Genomic DNA, 15628 nt, shown 5'->3' with positions numbered 1-15628 from the left:
GGAATCCGGTGCCGCGCGGGCCGCGCAGCCACTTGCGCCCGGTCGCGGACAGTGCATCCACGTCGAGTTCGGGCACGTTCACCGGGAGTTGCCCGACGGACTGGCACGCGTCGAGCAGCACGAGCGCCCCGACCTTGTGCGCCGCGTCCGCGACCTCCCGCACCGGGTTGATCAGGCCGCCGTTGGTGGGGGCGTGCACGAGCGACACCAGCTTCACGCGCTCGTCGAGCATCGCGGTGAGTGCGTCGACGTCGATGCGCCCGTCGGGGCCGGACGGGATCTGCTCGACGGTCGCGCCGGTGGCGCGGGCGCGCTGCAGGGCGGCGACCGCGTTGGCGGCGTATTCGACGCGGGAGATCAGGATGCGGTCGCCGGGCTGCAGCGGCACCGCGTAGAAGAACGACGTCCACGAGCGGGACGCGCTGTCGGTGAGCGCGACGGACGTGGGATCGACGTCGAGCAGCCGGCCGATCGACGTCTTCACCGCGTCCAGCGCGTCGAGCCGCTCGTTCGCGGCGACGTAGCCGCCGACCTCGGCTTCGCGGCGCAGATGCGCGACGACGGTGTCGAGCACGGGCGTCGGGGGCAGCGACGAACCGGCGCTGTCGAGGAATACGCGGTCGAAGCAGCCCGGGGTGTCCCGGCGAACCCGTTGGAGATCGAGCACGGTGCGACCACCTCTTCCGCGTCCCGTACGGACAGCCCGTACGCCTGGAATGTAACCCCGGACCGCGTGTCGCGGCCGGTGTTCTCACGGCGCTGCGGCAACGGGCGCGTTAGGCTCGTCCCAGTCCTGGCTCGGCGGCGAGAGAGGGTGATCGAGTGGCGACTGCGATCAACACGGCGTACTCGCGCGCTGCCCTCACGTCGCGGGCCGAGGCGGTGGCGCACGTTCGCCGCAGCAGTTTCCGGTTCGGGCCGCCGCGGTTGATCGGGGTGGAGCTGGAATGGCTCACCGCCCGTGCGGACGGCACGGCGGCCCGTCCCGAACTCCGGTCGATCGTCGATTCGCTCGGTTCGCATGCCCCGCGGACGGTGGCTCCGACGTCGTCGGCGCGACCGTTGCCGTCGGGCAGTGTGGTCACCCTCGAACCCGGTGGCCAGGTCGAACTGTCCAGCGTGCCGTGCGCGTCGGCGCGGCAGGTGTGCGACCGTCTCGTCGCGGATGCCCGGATGCTGCGCTCGCTGCTGGCCCGGCGGTCGCTGCTCATGCTCGATTCCGCCGGTGACGGCGTGCGGCCGCCGCACCGGTTGCTGCGCACTCCGCGCTACAGCGCGATGGAACTGCGGTTCGACCGGATCGGACCGATGGGGCGGCTGATGATGAACAGCACCGCCGCAGTGCAGGTCAGTGTCGACGCCGGCGCGGACGACGACGAAGTGCGCCGCCGCTGGCACCTCCTGCACGCGATCGGGCCGGCAATGATCGCCGCGTTCGCGTGTTCGCCTGCGCTCAACGGTGTTCCGGACGGCAGCTGGGTGTCGCAGCGCATGCGGACGTGGCTGAACCTGGACCCCGGACGCACCACCCCGGTGTCCGACCCCGCCGACTATCCGGCGTGGGCGCTCGACGCGCCGCTGCTGTGCGTCCGATCGTCCGGCCCCGACTGGAATGCGCCACCGGACGCGTCGTTCGCGGACTGGCTGGACGGCTCCCTGGACGGGGATCTGGGTCGCCGCCCCACCGTCGACGACCTGGACTATCACCTCACCACGCTGTTTCCGCCGGTGCGGCCGTGCGGGCACTTCGAGGTGCGTTATCTCGATGCCCAACCGGGGGATCTGTGGCAGGTCCCGGTCGCGGCGATCGAGGCGCTGCTGAGATCCCGGGCGGTGATGGACGAGGCGGAGGCGATCGCGGCCCCGGTCGCGGACCGGTGGGAGGAAGCCGCACAGCATGGCCTCGCCAGTCTCGAAATACGTGCTGCGGCAGTCGGTTTGCTGGCGCTAGCGGCGGAGGCGTCGCCGGACATGAGATTCACGGCGGCGCTCGATGCCGCGGCGGTCCGGTGCTGCCGCGGTCGCGGACCGGAGGATCAGAGCCGGTGAGCGCGCTGCGGGCACAGGTGATGAGGGATCTCGCCCGCGCCCGTGTCCGCACGGCTGCGCTGACCGACCTCGACGACGCGGAACTGACGGCGCAGCATTCGCCGCTGATGAGCCCGCTCGTCTGGGACCTCGCGCACATCGCGAACCAGGAGGAACGCTGGCTGCTGCGCGAGGCCGCCGGACTGGAGGCCGAGCGTCCCGACATCGACGACCTGTACGACGCGTTCCGTCATCCGCGGGCAACCCGGAACGGTCTACCGCTGCTCGATCCCGCACAGGCCCGCCGGTACGCCGACGACGTGCGGGCGCGGGTGACGGAATCGTTGGAGAAGTGTGAATTCGACACCGACCTCACCCGCGACGGATTCGTCTACTCGATGATCGCGCAGCACGAACAGCAGCACGACGAGACGATGCTCGCGACCCACCAGTTGCGTTCGGGCCCACCGGTGTTGTTCGCCCCGGAGGCGCCGCGCACCGGACATCCGGTCGAGGCGGACGAGATCACGGTCCCGGCTTGCGAAGTCGAGATCGGGACGTCCATCGATCCGGCAGCACTCGACAACGAACGGCCCGCGCACCGCGTGCACGTGCCTGCGTTCCGCATCGACACCTTCCCCGTCACCAACGGCCGCTATCTCGAGTTCATGGCCGACGGCGGATACGACCGCCCGGAGCTGTGGAGCGAAACCGGCTGGGAGCACCGGCTCCGCGCGGGTCTCGAGGCCCCGCAGTTCTGGACGCGGCAGCACGACGGCACGTGGTGGCGCCGCCGATTCGGGGTCATGGTGCCGGTGCATCCCGACGAACCGGTCGTCCACGTGTGTTTCCACGAGGCCGACGCCTACGCACGGTGGGCCGGGAAGCGGCTGCCCACGGAGGTGGAGTGGGAGACGGCCGCGCGATGGAACCCTGTGGAGCAGCGCAGCACCCGATACCCGTGGGGCGACGTCGATCCCGGCCCCGAGCATGCGAACCTCGGGCAGCGTCACCTCGGGCCCGCGGTCGTCGGCGCGTATCCGGCGGGGGCGTCGCCGCTCGGGGTGCAGCAACTGATCGGTGACGTGTGGGAGTGGACGTCGTCGGGTTTCGAACCCTATCCGGGGTTCGTGGCGTTCCCGTACCGCGAGTACTCCGAGGTGTTCTTCGGCGGCGACTACCGGGTTCTGCGCGGTGGTTCGTTCGGTACGGACGCGGTCGCGTGCCGCGGGACCTTCCGCAACTGGGACCATCCGATCCGTCGCCAGATCTTCTCCGGATTCCGTTGTGCCCGAGATGTTCCCGACACTCCGGACGTCGCGGATGTGTAGGCATCTGGGCTACCTCGGCCCGGTGCGCACGGCCCGGTCGCTGATCACCTACGGTCCGCACTCGCTGTTCCGCCAGTCGTGGGCGCCGAAGGACATGCGCGGCGGCGGCACCGTCAACGCCGACGGGTTCGGAGTGGCCTGGTGGACCGCCGACGGCATCCCCGGCCGGTACCGGAGCGAGAAACCGATCTGGTCGGATCCCTTTGTCACCGAAGGCTTGTCCTCGATCCGGACCGGGGCGATGGTCGCCGCGCTCCGATCCGCGACCGAGGGTATGCCGGTGGAGCGGTCGGCGGCCGCCCCCTTCACGGACGGCCGGTGGGCGTTCAGCCACAACGGGCGGGTCGTCGGGTGGCCCGGGACGCTCGTGTCGCTCGCGGAGCGGCTCCCGGTATCGGAGCTGCTGCGGCTCGAATCGCCCACCGACGCCGCGACTTTGTGGATGCTGCTGCGATCGCGCCTGCGCACCGACAGGCCCGAGGCCGCGCTCATGCGGCTCGTCCGTGACGTGATCGACCTTTCGCCGCACTCTCGTCTGAACCTGTTGCTGGGCAACGGCTCCGGGCTGTGGGCGACCGCGTGGTACCACTCGCTGTGGGTGCTCGTCGACGAGCGCATCGCGGTGGTGTCCTCGGAACCGTACGACGATGATCCGCGCTGGAAGCAGGTGCCGGACCGGCATCTGGTCAGCGCCCGACCGGGACACCTGATCGTGTCCCCCATGGAGGTCCCGAGCGTATGACCGTCGACGTCTATCTGACCCCGGCCGAACTCGACGAGGCGTTGCGGGCCGACGCGCGCCGCGGCCTGACCGCGACCCCGAAGTGGCTGTCGCCGACCTGGCTGTACGACGAGCGCGGCGGGGACCTGTTCGAACAGATCACCCGGCTGCCCGAGTACTATCCGACCCGCACCGAACGTGCTCTGCTGAAAGCGTTCTCGGCGGACATCGCGGACACGATGCGGCCCGAGCTGCTCGTCGAACTGGGGTCCGGATCGTCGGAGAAGACCCGGTTGCTGCTCGACGCGCTCGCCCCCTACCTGCACACCTACGTCCCGCAGGACGTGTCCGAGTCCGCCCTGCAGGGCGCGGTCGCCCGCCTGTCCGCCGACTACCCCGACCTCACGGTGCGCGGGGTGGTCGGGGACTTCACCGGTTCGCTGAGCCATCTGCCCGACGGGGGCCGGCGGATGATCGCGTTTCTCGGGGGCACCATCGGCAACCTGGTCCCGGCCGAGCGGGCGGAGTTCCTGGCCGAACTCGCCGCGACCCTCGACAAGGGGGAGTGGCTGCTGCTCGGCGTCGGTCTCGTCGTCGACCCGGAGATCGTCGTCCCCGCGTACGACGACGCGGCCGGCGTCACCGCCGAATTCGACCGCAACGTGCTGCATGTGCTCAATCACCGGCTCGGGGCGAACTTCGAACCGGATCGTTTCCGGCACGTGGCGCTGTGGGACGCGGACAACGAGTGGATCGAGATGCGGCTCGAGGCCACCGCGGCGATGACGGTGCAGATTCCCGGCCTGGACCTCGAGGTGTCCTTCGACGAGGGTGAGCAGCTACGCACGGAGATCTCCGCGAAGTTCCGGCTCGACGGCATCGCCCGCGAACTCACCGACGCCGGGTTCGTCGTCCGCCACGAATGGGTCGACCCCGACGACCGGTTCGCACTGATCGGGGCGTCGCGTCGCTGACCGGTTGCGGACCGTGGTTGCCGCGCACAGGATCACGGCGGCACCCCCGACGAGGACGGGCACCGTCGGCGGTTCGCCGAGAAGCACCGCGGCCCAGCAGATCGTCATCACCGGCTGGGTGAGCTGGATCTGGCTCACCCGCGTCATCGGGCCGATCGCCAGACCCCGGTACCAGGCGAAGAAGCCCAGGAACATGCTCACCGCGGCCAGATAGGCGAACGCTGCCCACTCGGTGGCCGTGCCCGTGGGCCGGTGGTCGACTACGGCGAGCACGGTCACGGCGAGCGTGACCGGTGCGCTGAGCACGAGCGCCCACGAAATGGTCTGCCAGGAACCGAGTTCGCGCGCCAGCAGGCCACCTTCGGCGTAGCCGATCGCGGCGGCGACGACGGCGGCGAGCAGCAGCAGGTCGGCCGGATGCAATCCGCTGAACTCACCCGACTGCAGCATGCCGAATGCCACCGCGGCGGTCGCGGAAACGGCGGCGGTGACCCAGAACGACGGCGCCGGCCGGTCCCGGCCCCGCACCACGGCGGCGACCGCGGTCGCCGCGGGGAGCAGCGCGATCACCACTGCACCGTGGGTCGCGGACGTCGTGGTCAATGCGTATGCGGTGAGGACAGGGAACCCGATCACGACCCCGCCGGCGACCACCGCGAGCCGCATCCACTGCGCGCCGCGGGGACGTCGCTGCCGAGTGAGGGCCAGTGCGGCGGCCGCGAGCAGGGCCGCGACGACCGCCCGCCCGATTCCGACGAAGATCGCGGACATCGCGCCGTCGTGCACCGCGATCCGGGTCAGCGGCAGGGTGAGGGAGAACGCGGCCACACCCGCCAGACCCCATCCCAGACCGCTTCTCGGGGTCGATAGCACCTGGCTGTGCGCGGTAGTAGCGCTACTATTGGCTCTCATGTCCGACGATAGCAGTAGTGCCCGGATCGTGTCCGATCTTCGGCGCTGGATCGCGACCGCACCGCCGGGCGCGAAACTCCCGTCGACGCGCGCCCTCGTCGCGAAGTACGGCGCCAGCCCGGTCACCGTGCAGGCCGCGCTGCGGACGCTCCAAGCGCAGGGATCGGTGGAAAGCCGCCCCGGGGTAGGCACTTTCGTCCGCGCCGTCCGGGTGGCGGGACCCAGGGACTACGGGTGGCAGACCGCGGCGCTCGGTTCGCCGGACCGCCGTGTACCGCGGCTGCCCGCCTCGCTCCGCACCCTCCCGAACGATGTGATCGCGCTGCACTCCGGCTACCCCGACCGCGAACTGCTACCGGAGCGGCTGGTGCGAAGTGCCTTCGGTCGCGTCGCCCGCAGCGACGCCGTCGTCGGGCGCCCACCGACCGCGGGCCTCCCCGAACTCCAGGCCTGGTTCGCGACCGAACTCGGGGCGGAGACCCCGCTCGGTGTGGCACCCCCGACGCCGAGCGACACCGTCGTCGTCCCCGGCAGCCAGAGCGGGCTCAGCGCCGCATTCCACGCGCTGGTCGGAGCCGGCAACCCGCTGCTCGTGGAATCACCCACCTACTGGGGCGCGATGGTCGCGGCCGCGCAGGCCGGCGTGCAGGTCGTGCCCGTCCCCAGTAGCGCCGGCGGCCCGGACCTCGGTGAACTCGCCCGCGCATTCGACCGCACCGGAGCCCGTGTCTTCTACGCGCAACCGAACTTCGCGAATCCCACCGGCGCGCAGTGGTCGCCGGACCTGGCCGACGACGTCCTCCGCCTCGTCCGCGACGCCGGGGCCTTCCTCGTCGAGGACGACTGGGCACACGACTTCGGGATCACCGCCGATCCGGTGCCGCTCGCGACGCGTGACGACAGCGGGCACGTCGTCTACGTCCGGTCGCTGACCAAGAGCGTGTCCCCGGCCGTGCGGGCCCAGTCGATGTACGTCAGCGGTGTCCTCCAAGCGGTCGCCGTCGACGTCGTCACGCAACCCGGATGGCGCACCCACCTGCGCGGCCTGCGGCCGCAACTTGCCGCCCGCCGGGATCTGCTCGCCCGGTCCCTGCGCGAGCACGCACCCGGGCTGCACCTCGACGCGCTGCCCGCGGGCGGGCTGAACCTGTGGGCGCGGCTGCCCGAGCACACCGACGTCACCGCACTCGTCCGGGACTGCGAGGCCGCGGGGGTCGTCGTGACCGCGGGCGACGAATGGTTTCCCGCCGAACCCACGGGCCCGCACCTGCGGATGAACTTCTCCGGTCCCGACCCGGGGGCGTTTCCCGACGCGGCCCGGATCATCGGCGAGGTCCTGGAACGTCAGCGGAAGGACTGAACAGACGGGCCGGTTGGACAGACACGGGTGGGGCACGGAAGCCTGATCGGTATGGCTTCACCGCGACCCGCGCTGACGACCCCGGTTCTGCTGCTCATGGCGCTGGCGACCGGATTGTGTGTGGGCGCGAACTACGTCAACCAGCCGCTGCTCGACACCATCGCCACGGCCCTCGGCACCTCGCACTCGGCAGCCGCGTTCACCGTCACCGTCGCCCAGGTGTCCTATGCGCTCGGCCTGCTGTTCCTCGTGCCGCTCGGGGACATGCTCGACAAGCGACGACTCGCCGTCGGCCTGATGATCCTCGCGGCCGCCGGGCAGGTGGCCAGCGGATTCGCCCCGAACATCGGGGTCCTCACCGCCGGTATCGCCGTCACCGGCCTGTTCTCCGTCGCCGCGCAGGTGCTCGTGCCGTTCGCCGCGACCCTCGCCGAACCGGAACGGAGCGGCCGGGCGATCGGCACCGTGATGAGCGGGTTGCTGCTGGGGATCCTGTCGGCGCGCAGCGTCGCCGGGCTGCTCGCCGAACTCGGGGGCTGGACCACCGTGTACCGGGCGGGGGCGGTCGCGCTCATCGTCGTCGCGGTCGCGCTGTGGCGGAAGCTGCCGAGCTCGCGGCCCACCGCCTCGACCGGCTACGCGGCGACGCTGCGGTCGCTCGGCACGCTCGCGCGCACGCATCGGCGGCTGCGCACCCGCGCGCTGCTCGGCGCGGTGTCGTTCGGATCGCTGGCGGCCCTGTTCTCGACGATGACGTTCCTGCTGGCCGGCGAACCCTACGGTTTCGGCGACGCGCAGATCGGCCTGGTCGGTCTCGCCGGGGCGGCCGGTGCGCTCGCCGCGAGCTTCGTGGGAAGGGCCGCGGATCGCGGATACGCCCGGCTCACGACCGGGATCTCCGTGGTCCTGCTCGTCGCGTCGTGGGCTGCGCTCGTCGCCGGTGGCCACAGCCTCGCGTGGTTCCTGATCGGGTTCGTCGCCGTCGACCTCGCGGTGCAGGGCGTGCACATCACCAACCAGAATGTCGTCTTCGCGCTGGAGCCGGCGGCGCGGGCCCGCATGAACTCCGTGTACATGGTGGCGTACTTCGTCGGTGGGGCCTCCGGTTCGGCGCTGGGGACCGTCGCGTGGACGACGGCCGGGTGGTCCGGGGCGTGCATCGCCGGAGTTGCCCTGGCGGTCGCCGCGGTGGGCGTGTGGGCACTGGATCTGCGTGCCGAGCGCCTCGCGGTCACGACACCGCCGAAGACGGTCACCGCCGGTCGGAGGTAGCCGCGCCGATCAGGGTCGCGCTCCCACACCGGTGGCCAGTTCCTGTATCCGGCCGCGCACGCTGTCCGGCGCCAGCGGCGGGGTCGGCAGGCCGGCGCCGGAGCGCAGTCCGTCGACGAACTCCCGGAGAACCTCGACGGGGGAGTGGGCCGGTGACCAGCCCAGCTCGGATCGTGCCCGGGCACAGTCCATCAGCGGCAGCCGCAGGACGGTGTCGAACAGCCCGGGCTCGGCCGCCGCGGACCGGACGAGACCGCTGCGTACCGGGACGACCCGGGCACCGAGTAGATCACCGAGGGTGTGGGCGTCGACCGGTGCGCGGTCCCTTCAACCTCGCCGCCGAACCCCCGGTCGCAGCACGGCCCGGACGTAGGCGTCGGCGACGTCGTCGGCGTGCAGAATCTGCATGCTCAGACCGGGCATGTCGGGGACCACGGGGATCGCGCGCACCAGCGAACCGGGGACGAACGGGCCCCCGAAAATTCGGCGCTGCGCCGACGCCGAGCCGCGCTGGAAGATGAAACCGGGACGCATCCGCACGACCCGGATCTGCGGGTGGTCGCGTTCGAACACGTCGAGCCACCGTTCGAGATAAGCCTTCTCCCGCGGATACGCCGCGCCCGGCCAGCCGTGGGTCGGCCACGACTCGTCGACGGCGTGCCCGTCCTCCGGGCCCGGCGAGTAGGCGCCCACCGACGACGCGACCACGATCACCGGAACCTGCGCGTCCGCCGCCGCGGTGAGCGTCCGGATCGTGCCGAGGACATTGTTCTCCCACGTCTTCTCGGGTTTGTGCGTGGGATGGAACAGCCACGCGAGATGGATCAGAGCGCCGGCGCCGCGCATCGTGGAGTCCAGCTCTGCGGTCGCGACGTCGACCGCCTCGAACCGGGCCTTCGGAGCGGTCCATTCGGTGGCGCGGCGCGCAACGCCGAGTATCGATTTCACGGCGTCCTGCTCGCCGAGCGCCCGTACCACGGCGGTGCCCACGTTACCCGTCGCACCGGTCACCACCACGTGGAGTCCGGACGGTGCCGCCTGTGTCTCCTCGCGCTGTGTCTCCTCGCGCTGTGTCTCCTCGCTCATGGACCGGGGCATACCCGCAGCCCGCCGCGGCCAATCGGCGCGTCGCGACGGTCAGGTCAGGTCGGTCGTGGGAAGCAGCCGCAGCTCCCGCGCGCGGCCCACCGCTTCGTAGCGCGTGTGCACACCGAGTTTGCGGTAGATGCTGCGCAGCTGGGTCTTCACCGTGTTCGGGGAGACGAACAGTTCCTTGGCGATCTCCCCGAGCGTCGATCCGCGCGCGAGCAGCGCCAGCACTCCCGCTTCCCGCGGCGACAACTCGACCCGGGCGATGGTGTCGACGAATATCGACTCGACCGGTCCACCCGGCACCGCCGTGCCGCTCCACGCGACCAGCGTCTCGACATAGCGCGGGGGCAGCGTCGTGAATGCGCGGCGATTGCCGAGCCGGACGGAGAGCATGCACGCGCGGTTCCAGGCACGCACGGCGTCGTCGTGCCCGTCCCGATCGACCTGGGCCGCGGCCTCGAGCAACAGTGCCTCGAGGTGGGCGCGCGGATAACCGCAGTCCGTCCAGGAGACTCGTTTGAGCAGTTTCGACGCGACCTCCGGGTGACCGGTGAGCAGTTCGACGCGCGCGGCCGCCACCACCAGGAACGGGTGGTTGGACGGCTCCTCGTCGACCGTCGCACGAGCCAGATTGCCGTTGCCGAGCGCGAGTTGCAGGTCCACCTCGACGGCGGTGAGCAGTACCCGGGAGAACGCACCGGCCGAGTGCTTGTCACTGTGCGCAGCGATGGCCTGGTGCAACCAGGTCAGACCCGAGTAGGCGTCGTGGGTGGCCAGCGCGTACTGCGAGTGGGCGTAGGCGACGAACGCCCACAGCTCTTCGCGCACATTCGGCCGGCCGAGGAGTTCGAGCGTTTCCTTCGCGGGGGCGAGGTCGAGCACATCGAGATGCTGCAGGACCGCCGCCGTCCGGCCGGAAACCTTGGCTGTGCCGGACCACGACCCGGCGTTGTCGTAGCGGCGGGCCCGGTCGAGCCATTCGCGGACCCGGGTGTTGTCGCCGGCCAGCGCCCAGCCCAGCGCCGAGCCCCCGGCGGATTGGTGTGCCACGAAACCCAGTTCGTACGACACGCCACTCTGGTAGGCGCGCCGAAAGATGGTCGTCGCCTCGGGCAGGTGCCCGGCGAGCTGCAAGGTCAGGGCCCACTGCATCCGCAACAGCGGCAGCTGTTCACCGAAGGCGGCGGGCCGGCGAGCCGTGATGCTCGACACGAGCGGTTCGAACTGCAGGGTGCGCGTCGCGGCCTCCGCGATGCGGCCGCCCCGGCGCAGCGCGATCGTCTGCGCGGTCGCCACGTACAGGTGGTTGACGGCTTCGGTGTGGCGGGCCGGATCCGTGAGGGTCGCGGGGTCGTCGACGAGTTGCTCCCCCAGGATGGGATGGTCGTCGATCATCGAGGTGACGAGGGCCCGCCCGGCCCGCAGCTCGGGATTGTCGACGAGCACGTCGTCGGGCAGCGCCCGCATCACCCGGACGAGCTCACCGAACCGGTTCGAGGCCATGTCCACCCAGGAACGCCGGACGATTTCCGCTGCGAGAGCCCAGTTCCCGGATTCGGCTGCATAGAGCGCCGCCGCCGAGGGCCTGTCCGCATCCATCTCGGACCGGGCGAGCCGGGCCAGCAACTCGTCGAGACGGCCGGGGTTCTCCCGGCGGGACACGGCCATCACCCGCTCACGGAGGGCCGGCGGCCACCACCAGGTGGGGGCGTCGACACCGAACGAGCCGACCATCAGGCCGACCGTCTCGAGGTGCACCATGAGCCGGCCCGCGTCCGGGCGCCCGGTCAGGGTGACGGCGTCCTCCGGGGTGATGCGGCTCGCGGCGGCGATCGACAGCGCGAACGCCCGATGTTCGGGGCCGAGGCGCGCGAGACGCTCGTCGACGTACTTGTCGAGGAGCGCGGCCACACCCGGATCGGGCAGACCGTGCTGACCGGTACGGCTGGTCGGGCGGTTGCGCACGACCGCGGCCGCGGCGGACACCAGCGCCGGCACCCCGCCGAGCGCGTTGTGCAGGTCGCCGAGCGCCGCATCGTGCAGGGTGACCCCGTGCCGGTGGAACAGTTCGGTGGTTTCCTCCCGGGTGAACGCCAGGTCGTCGGCGGAGACGAACGTGGAGTCGATGCCGCGGGCGGTGATGCTCAGCAGCGCGGAGGTGCTGCCCTGCATGCACGCGATCACGTCGACGGTGTGGGACTCGTCGAGCAGATCGAGCAGCGGGGCGATGAGGGTCCGTCCGGTCGTGACGGGTACCCCGGACAGGACCAGCACGATCGGTGTCTCCGACGAGTCCAGGACCCGGACGAGAAGATCGCGCGGACCCGTGGTGGCTTCCGGCACGGCGAGCCCGGCGCTCCGGCAACAGTCCAGGACCACGGCCCAGACCTCGTCCTCGGTGGCATCGTCCGGCAGCGGTGGCACCCACAGCACGGAACGGTCGGGGGCGCCGCCTGCATGCAGCCACGACGCGACCAGCGTGCGTTTGCCGAAACCGGCCGGCGCGAAGACCATCGTCAGCGCCGACTCACGGTCGAGCAGGGCGGACAGTCGGGGTCGTGGCAGCGCACTGCGCAGCGCCCGCCACGACGGCACCCCGGCGCGACCGGGGGTCGGAACGCTCACGCGGACTCCTTCGACAAAGCACGAGCTGAACGAAGGCCACCGCTCCCGATCGGGGCGTCCCCTCCGGGCCGTCGTCAGCTCAGCGTATCCAACAGCATGACGAATCGGACAATCTGCCCCCGATGTCGTCTCACCCCATGATGGTGGTGGTGGGCAGCGACTTTTGCAACGGCCCATATGCAAACCCGGCCTTCGGGAACGCTGTCGACACGAACTCGGGAGTTTTGGTCACGGCGAGAACATCCCTGGGCTTCGTGACCGGCGGGCGCAAGACTCCGTGAGGTGCGCTTCCAGATCCTCGACATCATCTTCAATCCGCCGCATCCGGTCACCGGCCGGGTCGTCCCGCCTGCCGACCGGCTCGAACGGGTCGTCGAGATGGCGGTGCTGGCCGAGCAGCTCGGCATCGACAGCTATTCGGTGGGGGAACGGCACGCGGGCGACGTGCTGTCGTCGAGCCCGACGGTCGTGCTCGGCGCGATTGCGCAGGCCACCGACCGGATTCTGCTGTCCACCGGCGTCACGGTCCTGTCCGTTCTCGATCCGGTCCGGGTCGCCGAGGATCTGAGCACCGTCGACCAGCTCAGCCGCGGTCGCCTCGAGATCGTGATCGGCAAGGGCAACGAGGTACTGCAGTATCCGCTGTTCGGGCTGGACATCGGCAGGCAGTACGAATACCTGACGGAGAACTACGAACTGCTGCGCACCTTGCTGCGCGAGGAGCACGTCGACTGGACCGGGGACCACCGGCCGCCGCTCACCGACGTGACGACCCTGCCGCGACCGTTCGACGGACCCTTCCGCATCTGGCACGGCTCGGCGACGTCCGCGCACGCCGTCGACCTCGCCGCGAAGTGGGGCGATCCGATCGTGACCGCGAACGCGCTGCAGCCGCGGGAGAACTACAAGGTGCTCATCGACCGCTATCGCGAGCAGTACGCCGCGTACGGGCACGACCCCGAGAAGGCGTACGTCGGTTCGGGTTCGGGCGGATTGTTCCTCGCGGACACCACCGAGCAGGCGATCGACGAGTACCGGCCGATCTACGAAGGGATCGTCCGCCAGGCCGATCAGCGCAAGCACGATCCGGCGGCGGTCGGGAAGGTCACCAGCTTCCGCACCATCGAGGACGCGGTCGAACGGGGGCCGGCGCTGGTCGGTTCCCCGGAACGGGTCGCCGAGAAGATCCTCGACTACCACGCGAGTTTCGGGCACGTCCTGCAGTCGGTGTCCATCAACCACGTGCTGGATTTCGAGCAGCAGAAGGACACCCTGCGCCGCTTCGCGGAGGAGGTGATCCCGCTGGTGCGCGCCGAACTGCCCCCGACCACGTTGTGGTCCGACGCGGACCCCGACCGTGCGAAGGGCTTCGTCGTGGCCTGACGAACCCGCGCGAGTCGACGGCCGGCAATACCATCACGAGATGGCGACCGCCCTCTACTACGGTCTCGGTACTGCGCTTCCGATGCTCGTCGGTGCCGTTATCGGCCTGCGCTACGACCTACCGAGGCCACTGCTGGCCGGACTGATGGCCTTCGGTGCCGGAGCGATGGTCGCGGCGGTGTCGACCGAGCTGTTCCAGCCGGCGTTCGAGTCGGAAGGGGTCGTCGTCGCCGGGATCGCCCTGATGCTCGGTGCCCTGGTCTATGTGGTTGCCGACCACCTCATCGAGAACCGACTCGGATCTGCGGCGCTCGGTTTCGCCCTGATGCTCGGCGCACTCCTCGACGGGATCCCGGAGAACACGGCCCTCGGTGTCTCGCTCGGCGGCGAGGGCGGCGGTCTCGTCCTGCTGGTGGCGATCGCGGTGGGCAACGTGCCCGAAGCGGTCGCGGGTGCGGCGTCCATGCGCGCGCGACCGAACTTCGACCGCAGCCGGGCAGGTCTGCTGTGGACGACGACCGCAATCGTGCTCGTGCTGGTGGTGGTCGCTGCGAATGCCGCGGCGGACTCGATCTCGGCGCAGTCGATCGCGGTGATCCAGGCGTTCGCCGGTGGCGCGACGATCGCCGTGCTCGCGGATTCGCTGATGCCCGAGGCGTACCGGGAGGGTGGCTGGTGGGTCGGGTTGTCGACCGCGGCGGGCTTCCTGGTCGCCTTCGCGCTCGGTGGCTGACGGCCCGCATCCACCGAACGTTCAGCAGCAGCGGGCGCCGGGATTCGAATCGGTCGCCGCGTGCCGGTCCCGCCAGTACTCGCGTTCGGTCGGCACCGGTTCGCCAGGGTGGAGCCGCCGGTGCAGTTCGACGTACCGCGCGTAGTCGTGGTCGCCCATCAGCGCGCCGACCCACCACCAGACGCGGCGCAGCACGGCGGTCACGACGCACCGTCCTCGCTGTGAGGGTGCGTATGCTCCCGGTGTGCATGATCGGGGTGCACGTGCGCCGCACCGGGCACCCGGACCTTCCCCGCATGGATCAGCTCGTCCCACTGTTTCTGCAGGTCCCGTTCGGCAGGGGTGGGCACGAATCCGGCGGGCGCGAAGATCTTCGACGGGACGTCGGGGGTTTCGGTCGTGGGCAGGCCACCGGCCCGCACCGCGCGCACGCACACCACCACCCCGGCGGCGACGACGATGAGCACCAGCCCCGCGAACACGATCGACAGGGTGCCCTGGATGAACGTGTTGCGGATGACCGCGTTGATCGCCTCCGGGGTGCGCGCCGATCCGAAGCTGGTGGCGCCCGAGTTCTTCGCGTCGACGAACGCGCGGTGCTGCGCCCAGTAGCCGACCGCCCGATCGGACGAGAAGATCTTCTGCCACGACGCGGTCATCGTCACCACGAGATCCCACACGAGCGGCACCCCCGGAATCCACGCCCACTTGACCAGGCCCTTTTTCACGACGATGGTCAGCACCACGGTCAGCGCGATCGCGGCGAGCAACTGGTTGGCGATACCGAACAGCGGGAACAGCGTGTTGATGCCGCCGAGCGGATCGGTGACGCCCATCAGCAGGATCGCACCCCACAGCCCGACGACGACCAGCGTGCAGAACCAGGCGCCGGGACGCCAGGACGGATCCTTGAACCGGCGGGCGGGTCCACCGAAGTTGCCGAGCGAATCCGACAGCATGAACCGGGCCACGCGGGTGCCGGCGTCGACGGTGGTGAGGATGAACAGCGCCTCGAACATGATCGCGAAGTGGTACCAGAACGATTTGAGGCTGTCGCCCCCGAACAGGTCGCTGAGCACCTGCGACATACCGAACGCGAGGGTCGGCGCCCCGCCGGTGCGGGAGATGATCGACTCCTCGCCGACCGCTTCGGCGGCGACCGCGAGTTGCTCCGGCGTGATGTCCGGGCCGCCGAGA

13 protein-coding genes and 2 pseudogenes are annotated in these 15628 nt (G+C 70.6%); 8 read left to right on the top strand and 7 right to left on the bottom strand.

Features of this window, described 5'->3' with window-relative positions; all coding sequences use genetic code 11:
* On the bottom strand, positions 1-667 hold a 667-nt coding region (locus tag I0Q12_RS33090), incomplete at its 3' end, for an aminotransferase class V-fold PLP-dependent enzyme (RefSeq protein WP_307846307.1).
* Between the two features lie 155 nt (positions 668-822).
* Here I0Q12_RS33090 and egtA point away from each other — a divergent pair.
* Genes egtA through egtD form a run of 4 tightly spaced genes read left to right on the top strand, consistent with a single transcriptional unit; the run spans position 823 to position 5054 of the window.
* Entirely contained in the window at positions 823-2049 is a 1227-nt protein-coding gene (gene egtA / locus I0Q12_RS17195; protein WP_197253046.1) for an ergothioneine biosynthesis glutamate--cysteine ligase EgtA, read from the top strand.
* A 20-nt stretch (positions 2050-2069) separates the two neighbouring features.
* Positions 2070-3359: an ergothioneine biosynthesis protein EgtB gene (gene egtB / locus I0Q12_RS17190; protein ID WP_197253053.1), complete on the top strand. Its 1290-nt coding sequence runs from the start codon at positions 2070-2072 to the stop codon at positions 3357-3359.
* Complete coding sequence (egtC, locus tag I0Q12_RS17185) at positions 3352-4101, top strand: ergothioneine biosynthesis protein EgtC (RefSeq protein WP_197253045.1); 750 nt, start codon at positions 3352-3354, stop codon at positions 4099-4101. Before egtB ends, egtC begins: the two co-directional genes overlap by 8 nt.
* The gene (egtD, locus tag I0Q12_RS17180; protein WP_197253044.1) at positions 4098-5054 is read left to right on the top strand and encodes an L-histidine N(alpha)-methyltransferase; all 957 of its coding nucleotides are present in this window, start codon (positions 4098-4100) and stop codon (positions 5052-5054) included. Before egtC ends, egtD begins: the two co-directional genes overlap by 4 nt.
* On the opposite strand, the pseudogene I0Q12_RS17175 reads toward egtD, so the two are convergent.
* Positions 5055-5966: pseudogene (locus I0Q12_RS17175) on the bottom strand (DMT family transporter); the annotation flags it as partial.
* Here I0Q12_RS17175 and I0Q12_RS17170 point away from each other — a divergent pair.
* Together I0Q12_RS17170 and I0Q12_RS17165 are read left to right on the top strand one after the other, a co-directional pair.
* On the top strand, positions 5965-7326 hold the full coding sequence (locus I0Q12_RS17170) for a PLP-dependent aminotransferase family protein (RefSeq protein ID WP_197253043.1): 1362 nt from the start codon (positions 5965-5967) through the stop codon (positions 7324-7326). The pseudogene I0Q12_RS17175 and the gene I0Q12_RS17170 overlap by 2 nt on opposite strands.
* A gap of 51 nt (positions 7327-7377) precedes the next feature.
* The gene (locus tag I0Q12_RS17165; RefSeq protein ID WP_197253042.1) at positions 7378-8598 is read left to right on the top strand and encodes an MFS transporter; all 1221 of its coding nucleotides are present in this window, start codon (positions 7378-7380) and stop codon (positions 8596-8598) included.
* A gap of 9 nt (positions 8599-8607) precedes the next feature.
* Here the strand turns inward: I0Q12_RS17165 and I0Q12_RS35120 are convergent, their stop codons facing one another.
* The 3 genes from I0Q12_RS35120 to I0Q12_RS17155 form a co-directional block, all read right to left on the bottom strand.
* Positions 8608-8790, bottom strand: coding sequence for a hypothetical protein (locus I0Q12_RS35120; RefSeq protein WP_374068716.1), 183 nt, complete (start codon positions 8788-8790; stop codon positions 8608-8610).
* 135 nt (positions 8791-8925) lie between these two features.
* Complete coding sequence (locus I0Q12_RS17160) at positions 8926-9684, bottom strand: NAD-dependent epimerase/dehydratase family protein (RefSeq protein ID WP_374068715.1); 759 nt, start codon at positions 9682-9684, stop codon at positions 8926-8928.
* A 51-nt stretch (positions 9685-9735) separates the two neighbouring features.
* Positions 9736-12315, bottom strand: coding sequence for a LuxR C-terminal-related transcriptional regulator (locus I0Q12_RS17155; protein ID WP_197253041.1), 2580 nt, complete (start codon positions 12313-12315; stop codon positions 9736-9738).
* 282 nt (positions 12316-12597) lie between these two features.
* Between I0Q12_RS17155 and I0Q12_RS17150 the strand changes: the two genes are divergently transcribed.
* Positions 12598-13698 (top strand): LLM class flavin-dependent oxidoreductase, encoded by a 1101-nt coding sequence (locus I0Q12_RS17150; protein ID WP_197253040.1) that lies wholly within the window; start codon positions 12598-12600, stop codon positions 13696-13698.
* 40 nt (positions 13699-13738) lie between these two features.
* On the top strand, positions 13739-14431 hold the full coding sequence (locus tag I0Q12_RS17145) for a ZIP family metal transporter (RefSeq protein WP_197253039.1): 693 nt from the start codon (positions 13739-13741) through the stop codon (positions 14429-14431).
* Between the two features lie 21 nt (positions 14432-14452).
* Here I0Q12_RS17145 and I0Q12_RS17140 read toward each other — a convergent pair whose 3' ends face one another.
* Together I0Q12_RS17140 and I0Q12_RS33085 are read right to left on the bottom strand one after the other, a co-directional pair.
* The gene (locus tag I0Q12_RS17140; RefSeq protein WP_197253038.1) at positions 14453-14635 is read right to left on the bottom strand and encodes a YbdD/YjiX family protein; all 183 of its coding nucleotides are present in this window, start codon (positions 14633-14635) and stop codon (positions 14453-14455) included.
* Positions 14632-15628 (bottom strand): annotated as a pseudogene (locus I0Q12_RS33085) (carbon starvation CstA family protein); the annotation flags it as partial. The pseudogene I0Q12_RS33085 and the gene I0Q12_RS17140, both read right to left, overlap by 4 nt.

Source organism: Rhodococcus sp. CX (assembly GCF_015865005.1).
Taxonomy (GTDB): domain Bacteria; phylum Actinomycetota; class Actinomycetes; order Mycobacteriales; family Mycobacteriaceae; genus Rhodococcus.
This window is presented reverse-complemented; position numbering and strand designations above follow the sequence as displayed.